The organism is Rhizobium sp. Root1203 (genome assembly GCF_001424945.1).
Taxonomy (GTDB): Bacteria; Pseudomonadota; Alphaproteobacteria; order Rhizobiales; family Rhizobiaceae; genus Rhizobium.
The window spans coordinates 325,640-343,434 of record NZ_LMCW01000001.1 but is presented as its reverse complement, the minus strand read 5'-3'; the positions used below and the strand labels follow the sequence as shown (position 1 = coordinate 343,434).

15 protein-coding genes are annotated in these 17,795 nt (G+C 60.9%); 7 read left to right on the top strand and 8 right to left on the bottom strand.

Annotated features, from left to right (window positions below; all coding sequences use genetic code 11):
• Nucleotides 1-164: 164 nt before the first annotated feature.
• The 3 genes from ASC97_RS01705 to ASC97_RS01695 form a co-directional block, all read right to left on the bottom strand.
• Nucleotides 165-1,379 carry a cell wall hydrolase gene (locus ASC97_RS01705; protein WP_200959427.1) on the bottom strand — a complete coding sequence of 405 codons (1,215 nt, stop codon included), beginning with the start codon at nucleotides 1,377-1,379 and terminating at the stop codon, nucleotides 165-167.
• A 239-nt stretch (nucleotides 1,380-1,618) separates the two neighbouring features.
• Nucleotides 1,619-3,517: a potassium transporter Kup gene (locus ASC97_RS01700; RefSeq protein WP_057466621.1), complete on the bottom strand. Its 1,899-nt coding sequence runs from the start codon at nucleotides 3,515-3,517 to the stop codon at nucleotides 1,619-1,621.
• 18 nt (nucleotides 3,518-3,535) lie between these two features.
• The gene (locus ASC97_RS01695) at nucleotides 3,536-4,513 is read right to left on the bottom strand and encodes a magnesium transporter CorA family protein (RefSeq protein ID WP_057466620.1); all 978 of its coding nucleotides are present in this window, start codon (nucleotides 4,511-4,513) and stop codon (nucleotides 3,536-3,538) included.
• Between the two features lie 173 nt (nucleotides 4,514-4,686).
• On the opposite strand from ASC97_RS01695, the gene ASC97_RS34415 reads away from it, so the two are divergent.
• Nucleotides 4,687-4,827: a hypothetical protein gene (locus ASC97_RS34415; RefSeq protein ID WP_162246674.1), complete on the top strand. Its 141-nt coding sequence runs from the start codon at nucleotides 4,687-4,689 to the stop codon at nucleotides 4,825-4,827.
• An 89-nt stretch (nucleotides 4,828-4,916) separates the two neighbouring features.
• On the opposite strand, the gene apbC is transcribed toward ASC97_RS34415, so the two are convergent.
• The 3 genes from apbC to ASC97_RS01680 form a co-directional block, all read right to left on the bottom strand.
• Nucleotides 4,917-6,071, bottom strand: coding sequence for an iron-sulfur cluster carrier protein ApbC (apbC, locus tag ASC97_RS01690; RefSeq protein ID WP_057466619.1), 1,155 nt, complete (start codon nucleotides 6,069-6,071; stop codon nucleotides 4,917-4,919).
• Nucleotides 6,072-6,614: 543 nt separating this feature from the next.
• Nucleotides 6,615-7,346, bottom strand: coding sequence for a helix-turn-helix transcriptional regulator (locus ASC97_RS01685; protein WP_057466618.1), 732 nt, complete (start codon nucleotides 7,344-7,346; stop codon nucleotides 6,615-6,617).
• A 199-nt stretch (nucleotides 7,347-7,545) separates the two neighbouring features.
• On the bottom strand, nucleotides 7,546-8,340 hold the full coding sequence (locus ASC97_RS01680; RefSeq protein WP_057466617.1) for an IclR family transcriptional regulator: 795 nt from the start codon (nucleotides 8,338-8,340) through the stop codon (nucleotides 7,546-7,548).
• 73 nt (nucleotides 8,341-8,413) lie between these two features.
• On the opposite strand from ASC97_RS01680, the gene ASC97_RS01675 reads away from it, so the two are divergent.
• From ASC97_RS01675 to ASC97_RS01655, 5 genes are all read left to right on the top strand, one after another.
• Nucleotides 8,414-9,214 (top strand): SDR family NAD(P)-dependent oxidoreductase, encoded by an 801-nt coding sequence (locus ASC97_RS01675; protein WP_200959426.1) that lies wholly within the window; start codon nucleotides 8,414-8,416, stop codon nucleotides 9,212-9,214.
• Complete coding sequence (locus ASC97_RS01670) at nucleotides 9,214-10,131, top strand: 2-dehydro-3-deoxygalactonokinase (RefSeq protein WP_057466615.1); 918 nt, start codon at nucleotides 9,214-9,216, stop codon at nucleotides 10,129-10,131. Before ASC97_RS01675 ends, ASC97_RS01670 begins: the two co-directional genes overlap by 1 nt.
• Nucleotides 10,132-10,146: 15 nt before the next feature.
• Complete coding sequence (locus ASC97_RS01665; RefSeq protein WP_057466614.1) at nucleotides 10,147-10,779, top strand: 2-dehydro-3-deoxy-6-phosphogalactonate aldolase; 633 nt, start codon at nucleotides 10,147-10,149, stop codon at nucleotides 10,777-10,779.
• 5 nt (nucleotides 10,780-10,784) lie between these two features.
• Nucleotides 10,785-11,672: an SMP-30/gluconolactonase/LRE family protein gene (locus ASC97_RS01660; RefSeq protein ID WP_057466613.1), complete on the top strand. Its 888-nt coding sequence runs from the start codon at nucleotides 10,785-10,787 to the stop codon at nucleotides 11,670-11,672.
• A gap of 244 nt (nucleotides 11,673-11,916) precedes the next feature.
• Nucleotides 11,917-12,531 (top strand): PRC-barrel domain-containing protein, encoded by a 615-nt coding sequence (locus ASC97_RS01655; protein ID WP_057466612.1) that lies wholly within the window; start codon nucleotides 11,917-11,919, stop codon nucleotides 12,529-12,531.
• Nucleotides 12,532-12,602: 71 nt separating this feature from the next.
• Here ASC97_RS01655 and ASC97_RS01650 read toward each other — a convergent pair whose 3' ends face one another.
• Together ASC97_RS01650 and ASC97_RS01645 are read right to left on the bottom strand one after the other, a co-directional pair.
• Nucleotides 12,603-13,958 (bottom strand): putative bifunctional diguanylate cyclase/phosphodiesterase, encoded by a 1,356-nt coding sequence (locus ASC97_RS01650; protein ID WP_057466611.1) that lies wholly within the window; start codon nucleotides 13,956-13,958, stop codon nucleotides 12,603-12,605.
• A gap of 124 nt (nucleotides 13,959-14,082) precedes the next feature.
• Entirely contained in the window at nucleotides 14,083-15,801 is a 1,719-nt protein-coding gene (locus tag ASC97_RS01645; RefSeq protein WP_057466610.1) for a response regulator, read from the bottom strand.
• 176 nt (nucleotides 15,802-15,977) lie between these two features.
• Here ASC97_RS01645 and mutL point away from each other — a divergent pair, with 176 nt between their 5' ends.
• Entirely contained in the window at nucleotides 15,978-17,786 is a 1,809-nt protein-coding gene (gene mutL / locus ASC97_RS01640; RefSeq protein ID WP_057466609.1) for a DNA mismatch repair endonuclease MutL, read from the top strand.
• Nucleotides 17,787-17,795 lie beyond the last annotated feature (9 nt).

Below are 17,795 nucleotides of genomic sequence, written 5' to 3'. Positions count from 1 at the left end.
CAAAAAGCATAGTCAAGGCGTCGGCGACTTATGTCCAGCCATAAAATAATCGATTGAAAACATATGCTTAGACCGCGTTTGGAGCCATAACGCAAATTCGACCGAAAGAATCCGCTTTGGGGAGCGTTTATCCGGCCGAAAATCGGTGCCGGATCGGCGATTTGTCAGCTCCAGCCTCCGCCATAGGTGCGGTAAAAGACGTGCAGACCGATACGACCGACCTTTTCCATCGTCCTTGCCCATGTCGGACGCACGTAGACGGCATGATAGTGAGTCGCCGAGCCGACCTGAGGCAGCCAGATCTTGCCCGCAGTGACGGCCATCGCCACTTCGCGGGCAATTCTCCAATGATACTGCGAATTCACCCGATCCTTGATGTTGTCGCAGGCGAAGGAAAACTGGCAGCGATTGCGCCAGTCCTCGTTCTGGTAAACGACGCCGCAGATCGTTTTCGGATAGGTCGGATTGCGCACGCGATTGAGAATGACCTGTGCGACGGCGGCCTGCCCCTTCACGGTTTCGCCCCGGGCCTCGAAATAGATGCCGGATGCGAGGCACTGCTGTTCGGTCGCGGAAAAAACGGATGGCGGAAGCACGCTCGCCGCCCAGGCGTGATCGCGGGGACCGATCTGCGGGACGAACCGGCCATTGTCGGCCTTGTCGGTCAGAATGGAATCGAACGGCGATTGGCGTGCGTAATCGGGCGCCGCGGGGGCGTAGGCGACGGCCAGAACGTCGGCCTTCTCGCTTGTCACAAGACCCGCCAGCATCGGCGAGACGCCACGCTCCTGCTTCGGCGGCTCTTTCTTATAGAAGTTCGTGGCGATCTGGATTTCCTTGCCCATGATCTTCGGCTTCACGAAGGCGGACCTGTCCTTGAGATCGAAGGTCGGCTGGAAGAGAAGCCGGGTGCGCTGCAGGATCGAACCCGCGGAGAAGTCCTTTGGGGGCTGCATCTGTTCGACGGCGACCACCCTGCCCTTCTTCGCGCGGCGATTGACACGGTCTTCATCGGGCGTCGTTTCGTGCCCCCTGTCCTTTGCCATGAAGGCGACCTTGCGGCCATCCGGCAAAACCATTCCTGCGCCTGATGCAATCGTGCTCGTGACGATCGGATCGGAAAAGGCGAGTTCAGCCTGATGGATCGATCCGGCCGGGGAATTGGTCAGCACCATGCGCCAGTTTTCGTGCCCCTGATCGAGGCCGGCCAGCAACGCCGCGAGGTCGGCGTGCGATGCCATGGTCGGGGACATCAGCCATCCGCAGACACCGAAGAGAGCGGGTGAGCTCCAGTTTTGAAGCAAGAGACGCAGCTTGCCACGGGAACGGCTATTTGGACGCAACACCAGACTCCGGCATGGGACGCATGAACATGCCATTGAAAATGTCTCATTAACCTTGATGCTTGGTTAATGCAGAGGTCCTAATCGATCCGGCAGTGTTCCAAGCGGCCGCAAAAACGCAACGAGCCCGGCGCGATGGCCGGGCTCGTCGAATGATGGACCGTTCGGAAGCGCCTCAGAGCATTTCCGCTTTTCTTCGAATCGCGAAAAGGCTCTGTCTTCTTGTCTTACGCAATTCCAGACGCAAAACCGCTACGCACTTTTGCTGGAATTGCTCAGATGATGACGTGCGAGCCGAGTTCGACCACACGGTTTGCCGGCAGGCGGAAATAGTCGGACGGATTGGCTGCGGCGTTGGCGAGCGCGATGTAGAGGCGGTCCTGCCAATAGGGCATGCCCGACTTTGCATCCGGCACCAGTTTGCGGCGGCCGAGATAGAAAGAGGTCGACATGATGTCGAACTTCAGCCCGGTCTTCCGCAGGGTCGCGAGTGCCTGCGACACGTTCTGCGATTCCATGAAGCCGAACAACAGTTCGACGCGCGAGAAGCGCTCGGAAATCTGCTCGACCTTGTATCGGTCGGCGCTGGGGACGCGCGGCTTGTTGACCGTGCGGATCGTCAGGATGACATTCTTATCGTGAAGCACATGGTTATGCTTCAGATTGTGCAGCAATGCGGCCGGCGCGGACTCCGGATCGCTGGTCAGAAAGATCGCAGTGCCGGGAACGTGTGCAGGCGAATGATCGCTCTTGCGCTCGATCGAGCTCACGAACGATGCCAGCGGGATATCCGTGTGACGCGTCTTCTCCATGAGGAGCGCGGAACCGCGGCGCCAGGTCCACATGATGATCGTGAACGCTGTCGCGATCAGGACCGGAATGTAGCCGCCGTCGTGGATCTTCAAGAGGTTCGCACCGAGGAAGATCATTTCAAGCGCAAGCAACGGTGCAAGGGCGATCGTCGCGACCGGGATCGACCAGTTCCAGCGCACGCGCACGAACTCGAAGGCCATGATCGAGGTGACGACCATCGCGCCCGTCACCGAGATGCCGTAGGCCGTTGCCAGAGCGTCGGATGTGCCGAAGCTGATGACGAGGAAGATGACGCCGAAGAAGAGAACGGTGTTGACCGACGGCAGAAAGATCTGCCCGGTGTTCGTTTCGGACGTGAAGAGAATTTCCATCCGCGGCAGGAAGCCGAGGTTGATGCCCTGGCGAACGAGCGAGAAGGCGCCTGTTATGACGGCCTGGCTGGCGATGATGGTCGCGGCGGTCGCGAGAATGACGACCGGCAACAGCGCCCATTTCGGGTACATCAGATAGAACGGATCGGACATCGCCTCGGGATTGCCGAGGACGAGCGCGCCCTGCCCGAGATAATTGAGCGTCAGCGCGGGAAAAACGAGCGCGAACCAGGCCCACTGGATGGGCCGGCGACCGAAATGCCCAAGGTCGGCATAAAGCGCTTCGGCTCCGGTCACGGTCAGGAAGACGGCGCCGAGCACGACCACGCCGTAAAAGCCCTCGTGCAGGAGGAAGCTCACCGCATAATAGGGGTTGAACGCGGCAAGGATCTCAAAATCGTCGGAGATATGCGAAATCCCGGCTGCAGCCATGACCAGAAACCACAGCGCGGTGATGGGGCCGAAATATCGAGCCATGGTGCCGGTTCCGCGCGATTGCACGGCAAACAGAACGGCCAGGATACACACGGAGATCGGCACGATATAGCCGCTCATGCTGGGGGCCACGAGCTTCAGGCCTTCGACAGCCGACAGAACCGACAGCGCCGGCGTGATCATCGCATCGCCGAGGAAAAGGGCGGCACCAACCAGGCCGAGCAGCATCAGGAATGCCGTGTGCCCGTTGGCCGTCTTCATCAGCAACGCAAGCAGCGACAGGGTTCCGCCTTCGCCTTCGTTGTCGGCGCGCAGCAGGAAGAGTACGTACTTGATGGTGACGATGATGGTCAGAGCCCAGATCATGAGCGAGATCAGGCTGATGACCTCAAACCGCGTCAGCCCGTCGATCGCCACTGGTTTCAGGGCTTCTCGAAAGGCGTACAGGGGGCTGGTGCCGATATCGCCGTAGACGACGCCGACCGAGCCGAGCGCAAGATAAAAGAGCTTGCGCGGCCTCATTTTTTGATCGTGAGAATGGCTGCCTTCGGACATGAAATGAAAACAGGCTCTTCAGAGCCAGCCTTTCCATCGGAAAAAGAAAAAGGGGATGATGGCGGAAATCAGCATGAGTCCGAGCGAATAGGGATAGCCCTGGACCCAGTGCAGTTCCGGCATGAGTTCGAAATTCATGCCATAGATGGAAGCGACGAGCGTCGGCGGCAAGAACACCACCGATGCAATCGAGAAAATCTTGATGATCGAGTTCTGTTCGATGTTGATCAGACCAAGGGACGCATCGAGAAGGAAGGTGATGTTGCCTGCGATGAACGACGAATGCTCGGAAAGCGACTGGATGTCGCGCGAAACCGTGCGGCAAAGTTCTTTCGTGTCGCGGTCCTGCTGAACCCCGGAAATATTGTAGAAGAAGGTCATGAGGCGGGACAGCGACGCCAGGCTGTCACGCACCTTACTGACAAGGCGATGATGGCCGGCGATATCGCGCAGCTTTTCCTCAAGATAGTTCGAGGGCTTGCGGACCTGCTTTGCACGCTCCCCGAACACATGCATCGACAGGATATCGATCCGCGCGACCGATATTTCCAGGATTTCGGCCGTGCGGTCGACGATCGTTTCGAAGAGCTTGGCAAGCAGCGCAGCACCGCTGCGCCATTGCTCCGGCACGCGGTGAAGCGCTGCAATGAACAAGGCGAACGACTTCGGCTGCGCATAGCGAATGGTCACCAGCCGCTTGCCCGCCAGGATGAAGGCGACGTCTGTCAGCGTCGGCGCCCCGGTTTCGACTTTCCAGACGAGCGAGGCCGTCATGAAGACGGCGTCGCCTTCAACATACAGCCGCGCCGAAGGCTCGATGTCCTTGAGATCGTCGCGCGTCGGCACCTCGATGGAAAGCGCCTTCTCGACATAGAGCTCTTCCTCATGCGTCGGCTCGATCATGTCGATCCAGACGACGTCCTTCGGCAAAGCGGGGGCCTGCGACAGGTCACCGAGTTCGATCGACTTGCAATTGGAACAGTATGCCGTGATCACCGGGAGCTTCTCCGGCAATCAGGCCAACGCACGGCCATCGCCCTTTCCATCAAAAGCCCTTCCGCTGCGCGCCAGCCAAGAGGGCACGCGGGTTATCGGTCTTCGATCCTAACGAAAGCACCTGAAAGCTCATATCGTTCCTGTCATATCCCGGCCGGGCCTGGATATGCCTTGTGCTCAACCGCATCGCAGTCACCAATCCTTCGACCGACAAGAGAACTCCGAACACGCAGGCGGTACAACAGCCGGCAACGCCGGATGTCATCGAGCATTCGCAAAACGCCATCATGGCGACGGCGCGCCATATGACGTAAACCCACACAAGAATCAAGACATCTTGCGTGAACTGCGCCGTTTGACCACATTTCCTCCTCAATTGGGAGTCTAGCGGCGCGCGGTGTTCTCACTCGAAAACGATCGCCGGTGCCGGGCGCTGCGGCTGTATGCCGAGCTGTTCCCACACCCTGGCGGCGATATCGCGATAGATACCTGCGACAACTCCATTCGGTTCGGAAGCGACCAGAGGCGTGCCGGCATCGGATGTCTCGCGGATGCCGATCGTCAGCGGTACTTCGCCAAGGAACGGAACGCCGATGCGTTCCGCTTCCTTGCGGGCCCCGCCATGACCGAAAATGTCATATCTCGTGCCGGTGTCGGGTGCGATGAAAAAGCTCATATTCTCGATGATACCGAGAACTGGAACCTCGACCTTCCTGAACATATTCAACCCCTTGCGGGCATCGATCAGGGCGAGGTCCTGGGGTGTGGAAACGATGACTGCGCCAGCCAGCGGCACCTGCTGCGCCATGGTCAGCTGCGCGTCACCGGTACCGGGCGGCATATCGACCACCAGAACGTCGAGTTCGCCCCAGGCGACTTCGCGCAGCATCTGCATCAGCGCCGACTGCACCATCGGGCCACGCCAGATCATCGCCGTTTCCTCGTCGACGAGGAAACCCATGGACATCACCTTGAGGCCGTAGTTTTCCATGGGGTTGATGATGCGGCCATCGATCTGCGTCGGCCGGCCGGAGATCTGCAGGAGCCGGGGCATCGACGGGCCATAAATATCCGCGTCGAGAATACCGACGCGCAGTCCGTTCGCCTGCAGGCCAAGTGCAAGATTGACCGCCGTCGTCGATTTGCCGACGCCGCCCTTGCCCGAGGCCACCGCGATGATGGCGTTGATGCCGGGCACGCCGATCTTGCCTGCACGCTGTTGCGGCTGGGGGGCGTGGGAGTGACCATGATGATCATGGCCCGCATGCGCCTGCGGACGCGAAACGGGCGCTGCCGCAGAACCTGCCTTCTTGTCGGCGGTCAGGGCCACCAATGCGCCCTTCACTCCCGGCATTTCCTTGATGACGCGCTCGGCAGCCAGCCTCAGCGGCTCCAGTGCCGTAGCCTGATCCGCCGGGACGGTGACAGAGAAGTAGACCTTGCCGTCGGAAATGAAGACGTCGGAAACCATGCCGAGCTCGACGATATTGTGTTCGAGATCGGGTCCACGCACCGTCTTCAGCGTTTCTAGAACTTGTTCCTTGGTAACGCCGGTCATCCCATCCTCATTGCCTGTTTCGGCAAACTAGATAGAGGAGTGCCGCGTCTTCGCCAAACAAAATCGGCGCCAAACAAAATCGACGCGTCGTTGGATCGGACGGATTGGGGGGGACGCATGCCGGCAGCGGATCCCGTCGCGCCATCAAGTCCGCCGGGCTTTCGCCCTGATGGCGCAACGGGCATGCTGCGAAGCATCAGGGATTTCTAGGGCAGGTTCCTCAAAATGCCAGCCGCGAGGCTCAGATTGTGAACGCCGGCCGCCCACTGCATCAAAAGGCGTATCCAAAATACAACAAACCGCCGCCCGATATCGTCTCGCCAAAAAGGGAGCCAACATCGAACGGCGGTGTGTAGGTCGCGCCGTTTATACGGCGTCGTTACCAGTCCCCTCTGGACCGCTGGAAATAGAGAAGCAGAAAACATGCCAGTTGGGAAGACGTCGTGAAAGCTGAAAAGTGCCCAGTGCGCAACGTCAGGTACAGACGCCGAATGGCTTAATTTTGGGCTCGGCGCTCCATCTCGCCCGCAATTTAAGCAGATCTCACTTTATCAATCCGATGCGAAGCGCCTTTGCCACGGCCTGCGTACGATTGACGGTGTCCAGCTTCTTCGTCGCGCGGTTGAGGTAGTGATTGATCGTATGCTCCGACAGGCCGAGGATCTCCGCGATCTCGACGCTGGTCTTGCCTGCGGCAGTCCAGTTGAGACAATCGATCTCGCGATCGGTCAGGGCATCGACCACGCGATTGTCGAGCGTCCGGATCTCGGCCAGCCTGTCGAAAACATGGATGGCGATATAGTTCAGCTCGCGCATCTCTTCGGCGCAAAAGGCCTCCCGATCACCCGAAAACGAAATCGCGCCGCGGCAACCGGACGAGTCATGGGTCGGGAAATAGGCACAGCAGGTCATCCGGAAGCGCTCGAACATGGCGGCGACGATCCCGGCTTTACCGTCTGAACGCTCCAGTTTGGCTTTCGACAGGTCGTTGAAGAAAGGCAGCGTCGAGGTGCGCAGCCGCCGCATGACCGGGCTGTTCGTCACCAGGCCTTCGTGATCGTAGGCCGACAGCAGCTCCACCGGCCAATTGGTGATAACCGTATTGCTCTGCAGATCACGTGCTGTCGCAGACGGAAGATTGAACACCATGAACGCACGCGTCCGATACGCTTCGGTCACTCTCTTCATGAATCGAAAAATATCGAACTGGGTATTCAGTCCGGCGACTTCGCTTACGTAGACGTCTACGGAAGACGGTTGCGGCACATAGGTCATTGGTACATTTAACTCAGGTTTCTCGGGGATTGCTAAGGGGCCGGTACGCTGTATCTTCGTCTGCGGATGCATCTCCGGCCGCAAGCGGACGGCAGATACACCCCAGTACGGGGGATTGACAACCGTCAATTGTGATGATTCGTCACAAAACTACAATATCAGAATACTCTTATTTTGGGGCAAATGATGGCAATGCCGCTCAGCGGCGCGGGCCGAGCCCGCTGCGCATGCCGCTCATGATCCTTGCGGCCGTCTGCCGGACAGGATCGGCCCACTCGTTCAGCCGCTCCATCGTCAGCCGATAGGCCGGGCCGGTGACGGAGACGCCCCCGACGAAGGACAGGTCTTCCGACCAGATCGGCGCTGCGACACAGCGAATTCCGACTTCGTGCTCCTCGCGATCGAATGCGGCGCCGGTGCTCCTGATCTCCTCCATCTCCGCCAGCAGCATTTCGGCCGTTCGGGTATTCGGCGTGAACCGCTGAAACGCCACTTCGGCGATCAGCGCGTTCAAGCGCTCGTCCGGCAATACCGACAGCGCTGCCTTGCCGACGCCGGTACAATAGACCGGCGAAGCGTTGCCGATCTGCGAGTACATCCTGACCGGCTGGCGGCCCTCCACCTTGTCGAGATAGATGACCGATGCGCCACGAAGAACGCCGAGATGCACGGTTTCGCCCGTCAGTTGCTGGAGGGCATTCAGATGCGGCTCGGCGATCAATCTGAATTCGTTGCGAGCCCAGCTGCGCGATGCAAGCTCGAGAAGGCGCAGGCCGGGGGAATAACGGCCATCGCCATCAATCTCCAGAAGCCCTTCCTCGACAAGGTGGCCGAGCTGACGATGGAGCGTGCCGCGGGGCTGTTCGCCAGCGGCCAGGATGTCGGTGAAGCGCAGCGGCCGGTCTGCGTGCGTCACGAGATCGAGAAGCACCATCAGCTTGCCGAGGGTGCCCGTCTCCCGCTGCTGCGTCATTTCGTTGCTTCCGTCGATCATAAATGTTCCGATGCCTTGACAGGAGGTGCACCGTAATCCGATAATTCCACATAGTCAAATTCGGTTCCACATAATGGAACTTCTGCCCCCCCGGGAGGAAACGGTGACGAGCTTGAGTGCATCTTTTCCGGAATTCCGGGATCGCAGCGTGCTGGTAACGGGTGGCGGCTCCGGCATCGGCGCAGCGATTGTCGAGGGTTTCGCCACACAAGGCGCCAAGGTTTCCTTCATCGATATCGCCGAAACGGAAAGCCGGGCGCTCGCCGACCGGCTTTCCCGCGACAGCCTGCATCCCGTGCGGTTTCACAAAGCGGACCTGCGCGACATCGGCGCCGTGCGCGGCGCAGTCGAGGCGATCGTCGCCCATTCCGGTCCGATCGGCGTGCTCGTCAACAATGCAGCGCGCGACGACCGCCACGATTTCGAGACGGTGACGGAAGAGTACTGGGACGACAACCAGGCGACCAATCTGCGCCATGTCTTCTTCGCAGCCCAGGCGGTCGCCCCATCGATGCGGGCGGCGGGCGGCGGCGCGATTATCAATATGTCGTCGATCGCATTTCTCCTGAACATGCCTGAGTTCCCTGGCTATTCGGCAGCGAAGGCGGGCGTGATCGGGCTGACGAAGAGCCTGGCCGGCAAGCTCGGGCCGGACAATATCCGCGTCAACTGCATCCTTCCGGGAATGATCGTCACCGATCGCCAGATGAAGCTCTGGCTGACCGACGAAGGTATCGCGCGGACCGTCGAGCGCCAGTGTATCAAGAAGGTCCTGCATGCCGATGCAATCGTCGGCCCCTGCCTGTTTCTAGCATCCGACTGTGCGTCCGCGGTGACTGCGCAGTCCCTTATCGTCGATGGAGGCATTTTCTGATGGCAAACCCCGCTTATGTTGCGGTCGATTGGGGCACGAGCAGCTTCCGGCTGTGGCTGATCGGCGCAGACGGCAGCATCCTTGGCGAAAGCCGGAGCGACGAAGGCATGACGACGGCGGCCAGGACAGGGTTTCCCGCCGTTCTCGCAACGCATCTTGCAAAGGTCGCCGCGCCGGACACCACACCGGTGATCGTCTGCGGGATGGCCGGCGCCAAACAGGGTTGGGTCGAGGCCGGATATATCGATGTGCCGACCTCGCTGTCCGCCATTCTCACCGGCGCCGTCGCCGTTCCCGGCCAGAGCCGGGATGTGCGCATTCTGCCTGGCCTCGCCCAGCGTGCCAAGGCAATGCCCGACGTCATGCGCGGCGAGGAAACCCAGCTTCTCGGTGCGCTCGGCTCCGGCAGCAAGGGATCGCAGGCCGTCTGCATGCCGGGAACGCATTCGAAATGGGTGCACGTGACCGACGGCAACGTCACGGGCTTTTCAAGCTTCATGACCGGCGAACTTTTCGACGCGATCAGCAAGCACACGATCCTGGCGCATGCCGTGGCAGGCGCTGACCAGTTGCCGGCGGACACGACCGCGTTCGAAGACGCGGTCCGCGCCGCCTTCGAACGCCCCGCCATGGCGACCAACCTGTTCTTCACCGCCCGCTCGGGACAGCTGTTGCACGGACTGACGGCCACCGGCGCGCAAGCGCGAATTTCCGGCACCCTGATCGGCATCGAGATCGCCGGCGGGCTTTCGGAGGCCGGCAAGGGCGTCAGCATCAGCCTTGTCGCATCGGGCAGGCTGCAGGGCCTTTATGAAACGGCCTTCAAGACACTATCTCTGTCCTACACAACCATTGATGCCGATACCGCGGTGCGCCGTGGCCTTGCGGCAGCCGCCAATGCCATCTGGCCGAATTGAGAAAGCGAAAGAGCGATGAACCGTATCCCCTTCCCCACCATGAAGCGTCCCCTGATTGCCATTCTTCGCGGCATCAAGCCGGAAGAGACAGAAGGCGTTGTCGGAGCGCTGATCGAAAACGGCCTGACGGCGATCGAGATTCCGCTGAACTCGCCTGAGCCGTTCAAGTCGATCGAGATCGCGGCGAGGATGGCCCCGGCTGATTGCCTGATCGGCGCCGGCACCGTGCTGACGACGGAAGCCGTCGATAGCCTGCATTCGGCCGGCGGCAAGCTGCTGGTCACGCCGAACGTCGAGCCCGACGTTATCATCCGCGCCCGCGGCTACGGCATGGTCACCATGCCCGGCGTGTTCACGCCGACGGAAGCGCTGTCCGCTGCCCGCGCAGGCGCCACCGGACTGAAATTCTTCCCGGCCAGCGTGCTCGGTCCATCCGGCATCAATGCGATCCGCGCGATCCTGCCGCCGGAACTGACGATTGCTGCCGTCGGCGGCGTATCGGACAAGAATTTTGCGGATTATACCAATGCCGGCATCATGGCCTTCGGCCTTGGGACCAGCATCTACAAACCCGGAATGACTGCCGCAGAGGTTGCCGAGCGCGCCAAGGCCACCATTTACGCCTACGACGCAGCGGTAGGAGCTTGAGGCGTATGACTGAAATCCATGAGTTCGACGGCAAGACACTTTGCAGCACCAATTCGGTGCTCGGCGAAGGGCCGACCTACGATCCCGATACCAATACCGTCTGGTGGTTCAATATTCTCGGCAAGGAATTGCACGAGCTCAATCTTTCCACGCAGAAAAAGAACGTCCACGCTCTGCCTGCCATGGCGAGCGTGCTGGCGCGCATCGACGCCGATCGGCAGTTGCTGGCGACCGAACAGGGACTTTTCGTACGTGACACGAAAAGTGGCAACCTGACGTTCCATGCCGCGCTCGAAAACGACCGGCCGGAAAACCGTTCGAACGACGGCCGTACGCACCCCTCCGGTGCGCTGTGGGTCGGTACGATGAGCAAGCGCGCCGAAACGCATGCCGGCGCGATCTACCATGTTGCGCGCGGCAAGGTGACGAAGATCTTCAGCGCGATCAGCATTCCGAATTCGATCTGCTTTTCGCCGGATGGTTCGATCGGTTATTACACCGATACCAGGCTCAGCCGTCTCATGCGCGTGATGGTCGATCCCGCGACCGGGCTTCCGGCCGGCGAGCCGATCGTCCTGGTCGACAGCATGGAAGAAGAAGGCGGCATCGACGGCTCGGTGGTCGACGCCGACGGCTATATCTGGAATGCCCGCTGGGGAGGCGGTTCGGTCGATCGCTACAGCCCCGACGGCCTGCGCATCGCCCGCTACAAGGTCCCGACCGCACAGCCCTCCTGCCCTGCCTTTATCGGTCCGAACGCCGACCGGATTGCCGTGACCACGGCCTGGGAAGGACTGGACGATCAGGCGCGCGCGACACAACCTGAAGCTGGCGCGCTTCTCGAACTCGGCGTCACCGTGAGGGGAATTTTCGACCCGGCCTACGTTCTCTGACGCAGGTATTCCAGAGCGTTTGGAAAGGGCGTCGCGGCTGGCGGCGCCCTTTTTCTTTGACCGAGAGGCATCTCCTCCAGAAACCGGTCTTCCGCAAAGTTCCTCTGATATTGTGCGCTTTTCCGTGAATTTTTCTCGGAACCAATAGCCAACCCATTCATTTCAATAGGGAACCGGCCAGGTCATCACGCTCGTTAATGGTGCCAGGCTAGAGGTCACCCAGGAACGTAAAGGTAGGTACGAAATGACACGCAAACTTTTGACCACCGTTGCCGCTGGCGCATTGTTTGCCACGGCCTTCGCACCGGCAGCATTCTCGCAGAGTGCAACCCAGCCGGCAACGCCGGGCGCTCCGGCAACACAGGCTTCCCCGGTCGACCCGGCTGCACCGCCGAAGGCACCGGATGCAATGGCTCCGGCAGGTGACGCGGCCCAGGCTCCTGCCCCGGCAGCAACGACCGATACCGCGCAGGCCGGCGCGGGCACCTATCTGACGGAACAGTCGGCCGACCAGGTCAGCGCGAACACCTATATCGGTCAGTCGGTCTATAACGGCCAGAACGAAAGCATCGGTAGCGTCAACGACCTGATCATGAAGAAGGATGGCGGCATCGTCGCTGCCGTGATCGGCGTCGGCGGCTTCCTTGGCATCGGCGAAAAGAACGTCGCCGTTCCGATGGAAAAGGTTACCATCGCTCAGAACACGCAGGATGGCAGCGTCAAGCTGACAACCTCGGAAACGGCGGAATCGCTGAAGGCGGCTCCCGAGTTCAAGACGCTGCAGATGCTGTCGGCCGAAAAGGCACCGGCACCTGGCGCGATGGACACCACTGCAACCGGTTCCACCACCAACAAATAGGAATGCTGCGTTCGAATACTGCGCAGTAAGTACCGCGTAACCGATAGCGTCCGAAAGGGCGCTATCGGCATTTATGCGATGGCCCGCTCGCCGGCGTCGTAATAATTCTCATGCAGGAAGCGCAATGTCGCGATGCTGTCGGCGGGTTTGCCGAAATGGTAACCCTGGCCCATGCCGCAGCCGAGCATGCGCAGCTTTGTCGCCTCGGCGTAATCCTCGATGCCTTCCGCCACGACTTCGAGATCGAGGCCCTCGCACATCGTCAAGATTGCCTTGATGATGTGTTCGGAGGCGCGGTCCGAATTGATGCGCGAGACGAAGGCCCGATCGATCTTGATCTTGTCGAACATGAAATCGCGCAGGCGCCCGAGGCTGGACTGTCCGGTTCCGAAATCGTCGAGCGAAATGCGGACGCCCGCCTGACGCAGGTCGGCAATGATGCGGTTGGCCGTATCGGCCGAGCCCATGACTGCGGTTTCGGTGATCTCGAGCTCGAGGCGATGGGGATCGAACCCGACACGGCCGAGAATGGAGAGCACGCTGCCGCTCGTGCCCGGATCCATCAACTGGGCCGAGGAGAGATTGAAGGAGAGGAAGAGCTCGCGCGGCCAGGAGAGGGCAGCTTCCGCCGCCTTGCGCAACAGGGCCTCGGAGAGCGCGTCGATGAAGCCGCGCTCTTCGGCAAGGGGCACGAAGACACCGGGAGAAACGAAGCCGAGGTCGGGATCGTTCCAGCGGGCCAGAGCTTCGAAGCCCACGACCTGGCTGTTGGCGAGCGAGACGATCGGCTGGAAATGCACGTCGATCGCATCGGAAATGATGGCGTTTCGAAGCGCCTGCTCAAGCTGCGTCGCTCGTTTCATTTCCTGGGCGATCTCGCGCGAATAGACCGTGATCTGGCTTCGACCGCGGCGCTTGGAACGGTAGAGCGCGGTCTCCGCGCTCTTTGTCAGTTCCTCGAACTCTTCGCCGGCAAAGGGGTAGATGGCAAAGCCGAAGGACGCCGAGAGGCGGACGTTGCGGTCGCCGAGATCGTAGGGGGCGGAGAGGACCTCGCGGATCATCTGCCCGAATTTCTCGGCGCTTGCCCGCTCGAAGATCAGCGGCAGAACGAAGGCGAATTCATCGCCATCGTGGCGGGTGACCAGCGCGCCGTCCGGAATGCATGCCTTGAGGCGATGGGCCACCTGGCAGAGAATTTCGTCGCCGGCGCTGGAGCCGAAGAGATCGTTGATCGGCTTGAACGAATCGAGATTGGCGATGCCGACGGTGAAGGGTGCCGGGTCGCTGGCGCGCTCCGCCGATATCTGCGCCACGCGGTCCCGCATGCGATAGCGGTTGCCCAGCCCCGTCAGCGAATCCGTATAAGCCATCCTCTGAAGATCATTCTGGCTTACGGGCACCAACGGCATATCAGCCAACATCATCGCTCAGACCCAGGAGTTTCCCCAATAGCCGGCAGGATGGCGGGCAAGTCTTAAAAATTCGATATTAGACGACCCTCATTGGAACCGTGTTCACTCCCAAGATCTTGGGAGTTGACGCTGGCGGCTATAGCCTGGCCTGCGCGCTGTCGATGCCGATATATTTCTGGAAGATCGTCTCCAGAATGTCCGGGCTGACGGGTTTCATGATCACGTCGTCCATTCCGGCGTTCGCGCATTCGGTTCGGTCACGCTCGAATGCCTGCGTCAGCACGCCGATGATCGGCGTTCTGGAGGGTCCGCCTTCCTCGACCTGCCGGATCAGGCGCGCCGCCTCGAAGCCGTTGAAGCCAGGCAGCGAGATGTCCATCAAGACGATCCGCGGCTTGTGCTCGGTCCACAGCCGCACGGCCTCATCGCCGCTGGCGGCGATCAGATACCGATAGCCGAGGCCCTCGAGGATCTGCGAGAAGACGATCTGGTTGATGTCGTTGTCTTCCGCCACCAGCACATCCAGCGCCCTCACCTCTTCGGTCGTCGTTATTTCCCACGCGGCGTCGATGCTGGCTGCCGTGCTGCCTCGATTGCTGCGGTTGAAGTGTCGCGCGATCCGGAAGGTCAGTTCGTTGGCAAGCTGAAACCCGTCCATCACCAGTGATGGAATGCCATACTGTTCGGCAAGTTCCAGGCAGCGCATTCCCATTTGATTGTCGACGATCAGCAAGTCCAGCGAGATTCCGGCCGATGTCGCGATCTCCAGGAACTGCTCCTGTTCGTCTTCGCAATGCACCGAACACGCCTCGAAACCATATTTCGCCAGCGTCCTCAGCGCTGCCGTCTCAGCGGCGATGTCGCCGGTCACCACCACGATCTTCCGGCCGGAGAAATTCTCCGGCACGATCGCCTCCATCGCAGCCGGTTCGCGGCGCTCGCCGTTTCCATTGGGAACATAGGCGCGCCGGTAGGAGCTTCTGCTGGACGTCGTGACCGTCGAAGCCAGTTCGAATTCATCGAGATCGGCGCCATCGCGGGGCAGATCCTGCATCGTCGAGACGAGGAAATAGCGTCCCGGCTTGCCGATGCGGTGCTTGCGGGAGACAATATCCCGCTCCGAGCCGTCGCGGGAAACCTGCCGCTGACGCGAGACCGACATCTCTCCGGTGTCCAGGACGTGGCGATCGCTCTCTTCGAAGCGCGCGGCGATCTCGGGCGAAAAGAGATCGGCGCTCTTGCGTCCCAACACCTCGTCCACCGTCGTCTGGAACTTCTCGCAGAAGGCGATATTGACGGCGACGTAATTCAGATTGCGATCCTTCACGAACAGCGGGAAAGGCAGATTGTCGAGGATATCTTCCGTCAACTGCACCCGTTCGAGGTCCAGTCGCCACTGTTCCTCGCGCTTCTTGTCCTCTGAAATGTCCGAGATGACGCAAACGCCGTATCCGCTCGCGAGGCGCCGCTTCTGGAAGCGTATCCAGCAATCGTTGGCGTGCCGCTCGACCGCTTCGAAACGCTCGCGCCAATGCGACGCGATCTTCTGAGACAGCCAATCCTCGCGGCTGATCGCGCCCTTGCTGCCTGTCGACTGGGTGCGGATGCCGCTATCGTAGATGGCGCCCAGAAAGTCGCGAAGCCGTGTGCCGGGCTTCAGCATCGCTGCGGAAATCGGAAAATAGTCCAGAACCTGCCTGCTGGCAAAGACCATATGATCGGCCTTGTCATAGACAATGAAGGCGGAGGAGAGACTTTCGCAAACCGCGTCGAACAGCGCTGTCTGCAGACTGGCTTCAGCCGGCAATTCGCCACTCATAGATGATGTGTCCGCTTTTTCGAAGCCGGCACCCATTCTCACGCGTCCTACATCTGTGCGATTACAATACATTACACCAAATATCGGCATAAAATGACAGGTTTGTCTTAAGGCGTGCTTAACAATAAGCATCCGCACATTTGGGCGGCACAAGCATTGAAGACCGCGCTTTCTCCCTTCCCTCCGGCCCGCGAATCCGCGAAAATGAGCGCATGACGATCAGACAGCTTTCCGAGACACTCATCAATCAGATCGCCGCCGGCGAGGTCATCGAACGGCCGGCGAGCGCTGCCAAGGAATTGATCGAGAACGCACTCGACGCGGGCGCGACCCGCATCGAAATCGCCACCTCCGGCGGCGGAAAGAGCCTGTTGCGCGTTTCCGACAACGGCGCCGGCATGGATGAGACCGATCTCGAACTGGCCGTCAGGCGGCATTGCACGTCGAAGATCTCGGACACGCTTGACGATATCCGGACGCTTGGCTTTCGCGGAGAGGCGCTGCCTTCGATCGGGTCGGTGGCGCGGCTCAGCATTTCGAGCCGCCGCAAGGACGGCGCCGGCGGCAGCGAGATCGCGGTTGCGGGCGGAAAGCTGCTGCATCTGCGCCCGTCTGCGTCCAATCCAGGTACGATCGTCGAGGTCCGCGATCTGTTTTTTGCAACGCCGGCACGGCTGAAGTTCCTGAAGACGGAAAAAGCCGAGGCTGCGGCGATCACCGAGATCGTCAAACGAATGGCGATCGCCTTCCCCGGCGTGCGCTTCGTGCTGTCGGGGACGGACCGGACGACGCTGGAGTTTCCCGCGACCGGCGATGACCATCTGGCGCGCATGTCGCAGATCCTCGGGAAGGAATTCCGCGACAACGCCATCGAGATCGATGCCGTACGCGAAGACGTCGCGTTGACCGGCTTTGCCGGTGTGCCGACGTACAATCGCGGAAACTCGGCGCATCAGTATGCTTTCGTCAACGGTCGCCCGGTGCAGGACAAACTGATCCTCTCGGCGATCCGCGGCGCCTATGCCGAGACCATCCCCTCCGGACGCTATCCCGTCGCGGTCCTGTCGATCGCGATCGATCCGGCTCTGGTCGACGTCAACGTCCATCCCGCGAAATCCGATGTGCGTTTCCGCGATCCTCAGCTGGTGCGCGGCCTGATCGTCGGCGCGATCCGCGAGGCGCTCGCCCGCGACGGCAGCCGCGCCGCGACCACGGGCGCCGACGGCATGCTGCGCTCGTTCCGTCCCGGCTTCCAGTCGCGTCCGCAGCAGCCGTGGTCAGCCGAGACATCGCCTTCGCGTCCCTATCACCAGCCTGCCAACAACGGCTTCGGCGAGCGCCCGCAGGCATCCTTCGACGGCCTCGTGACACCCACAGCGCGCAGTGATGTCTCGCAGCCGACCTGGACTTCGCCGCCCCCAGTGTCCGAAACGCCGGCGCGCTTTCCCCTAGGCGCCGCGCGCGCTCAGATCCACGAAAACTATATCGTCGCGCAGACCGACGACGGCCTTGTCATCGTCGATCAGCACGCCGCGCATGAGCGCCTGGTGTTCGAGGCGATGCGCAAGGCGCTGCACTCCAAGCGGCTGGCTTCGCAGGTTCTCCTGATCCCCGAGATCGTCGATCTGCCGGAAGAGGATTGCGACCGGCTGATGCAATTTTCCGCCGATCTCGGCGAACTCGGCCTTGCCATCGAGCGCTTCGGGCCCGGCGCGATCGCGGTCAGGGAAACGCCGGCGATGCTTGGCGAGGTCGATGCATCCGGGCTCATCCGCCAGCTGGCAGACGAAATTGCCGAATGGGATACGGCATCCGGCCTGTCGGCGAAGCTCGAATATGTGGCCGCGACCATGGCCTGCCACGGATCCGTGCGCTCGGGCCGGCGCCTGAGGCCCGAAGAGATGAATGCGCTTCTGCGCCAGATGGAAGTGACGCCGGGTTCCGGGCAGTGCAATCACGGACGACCGACCTATATCGAGCTGAAGCTTTCGGACATCGAGCGGCTGTTCGGCAGAAGCTGAAAAATGCTG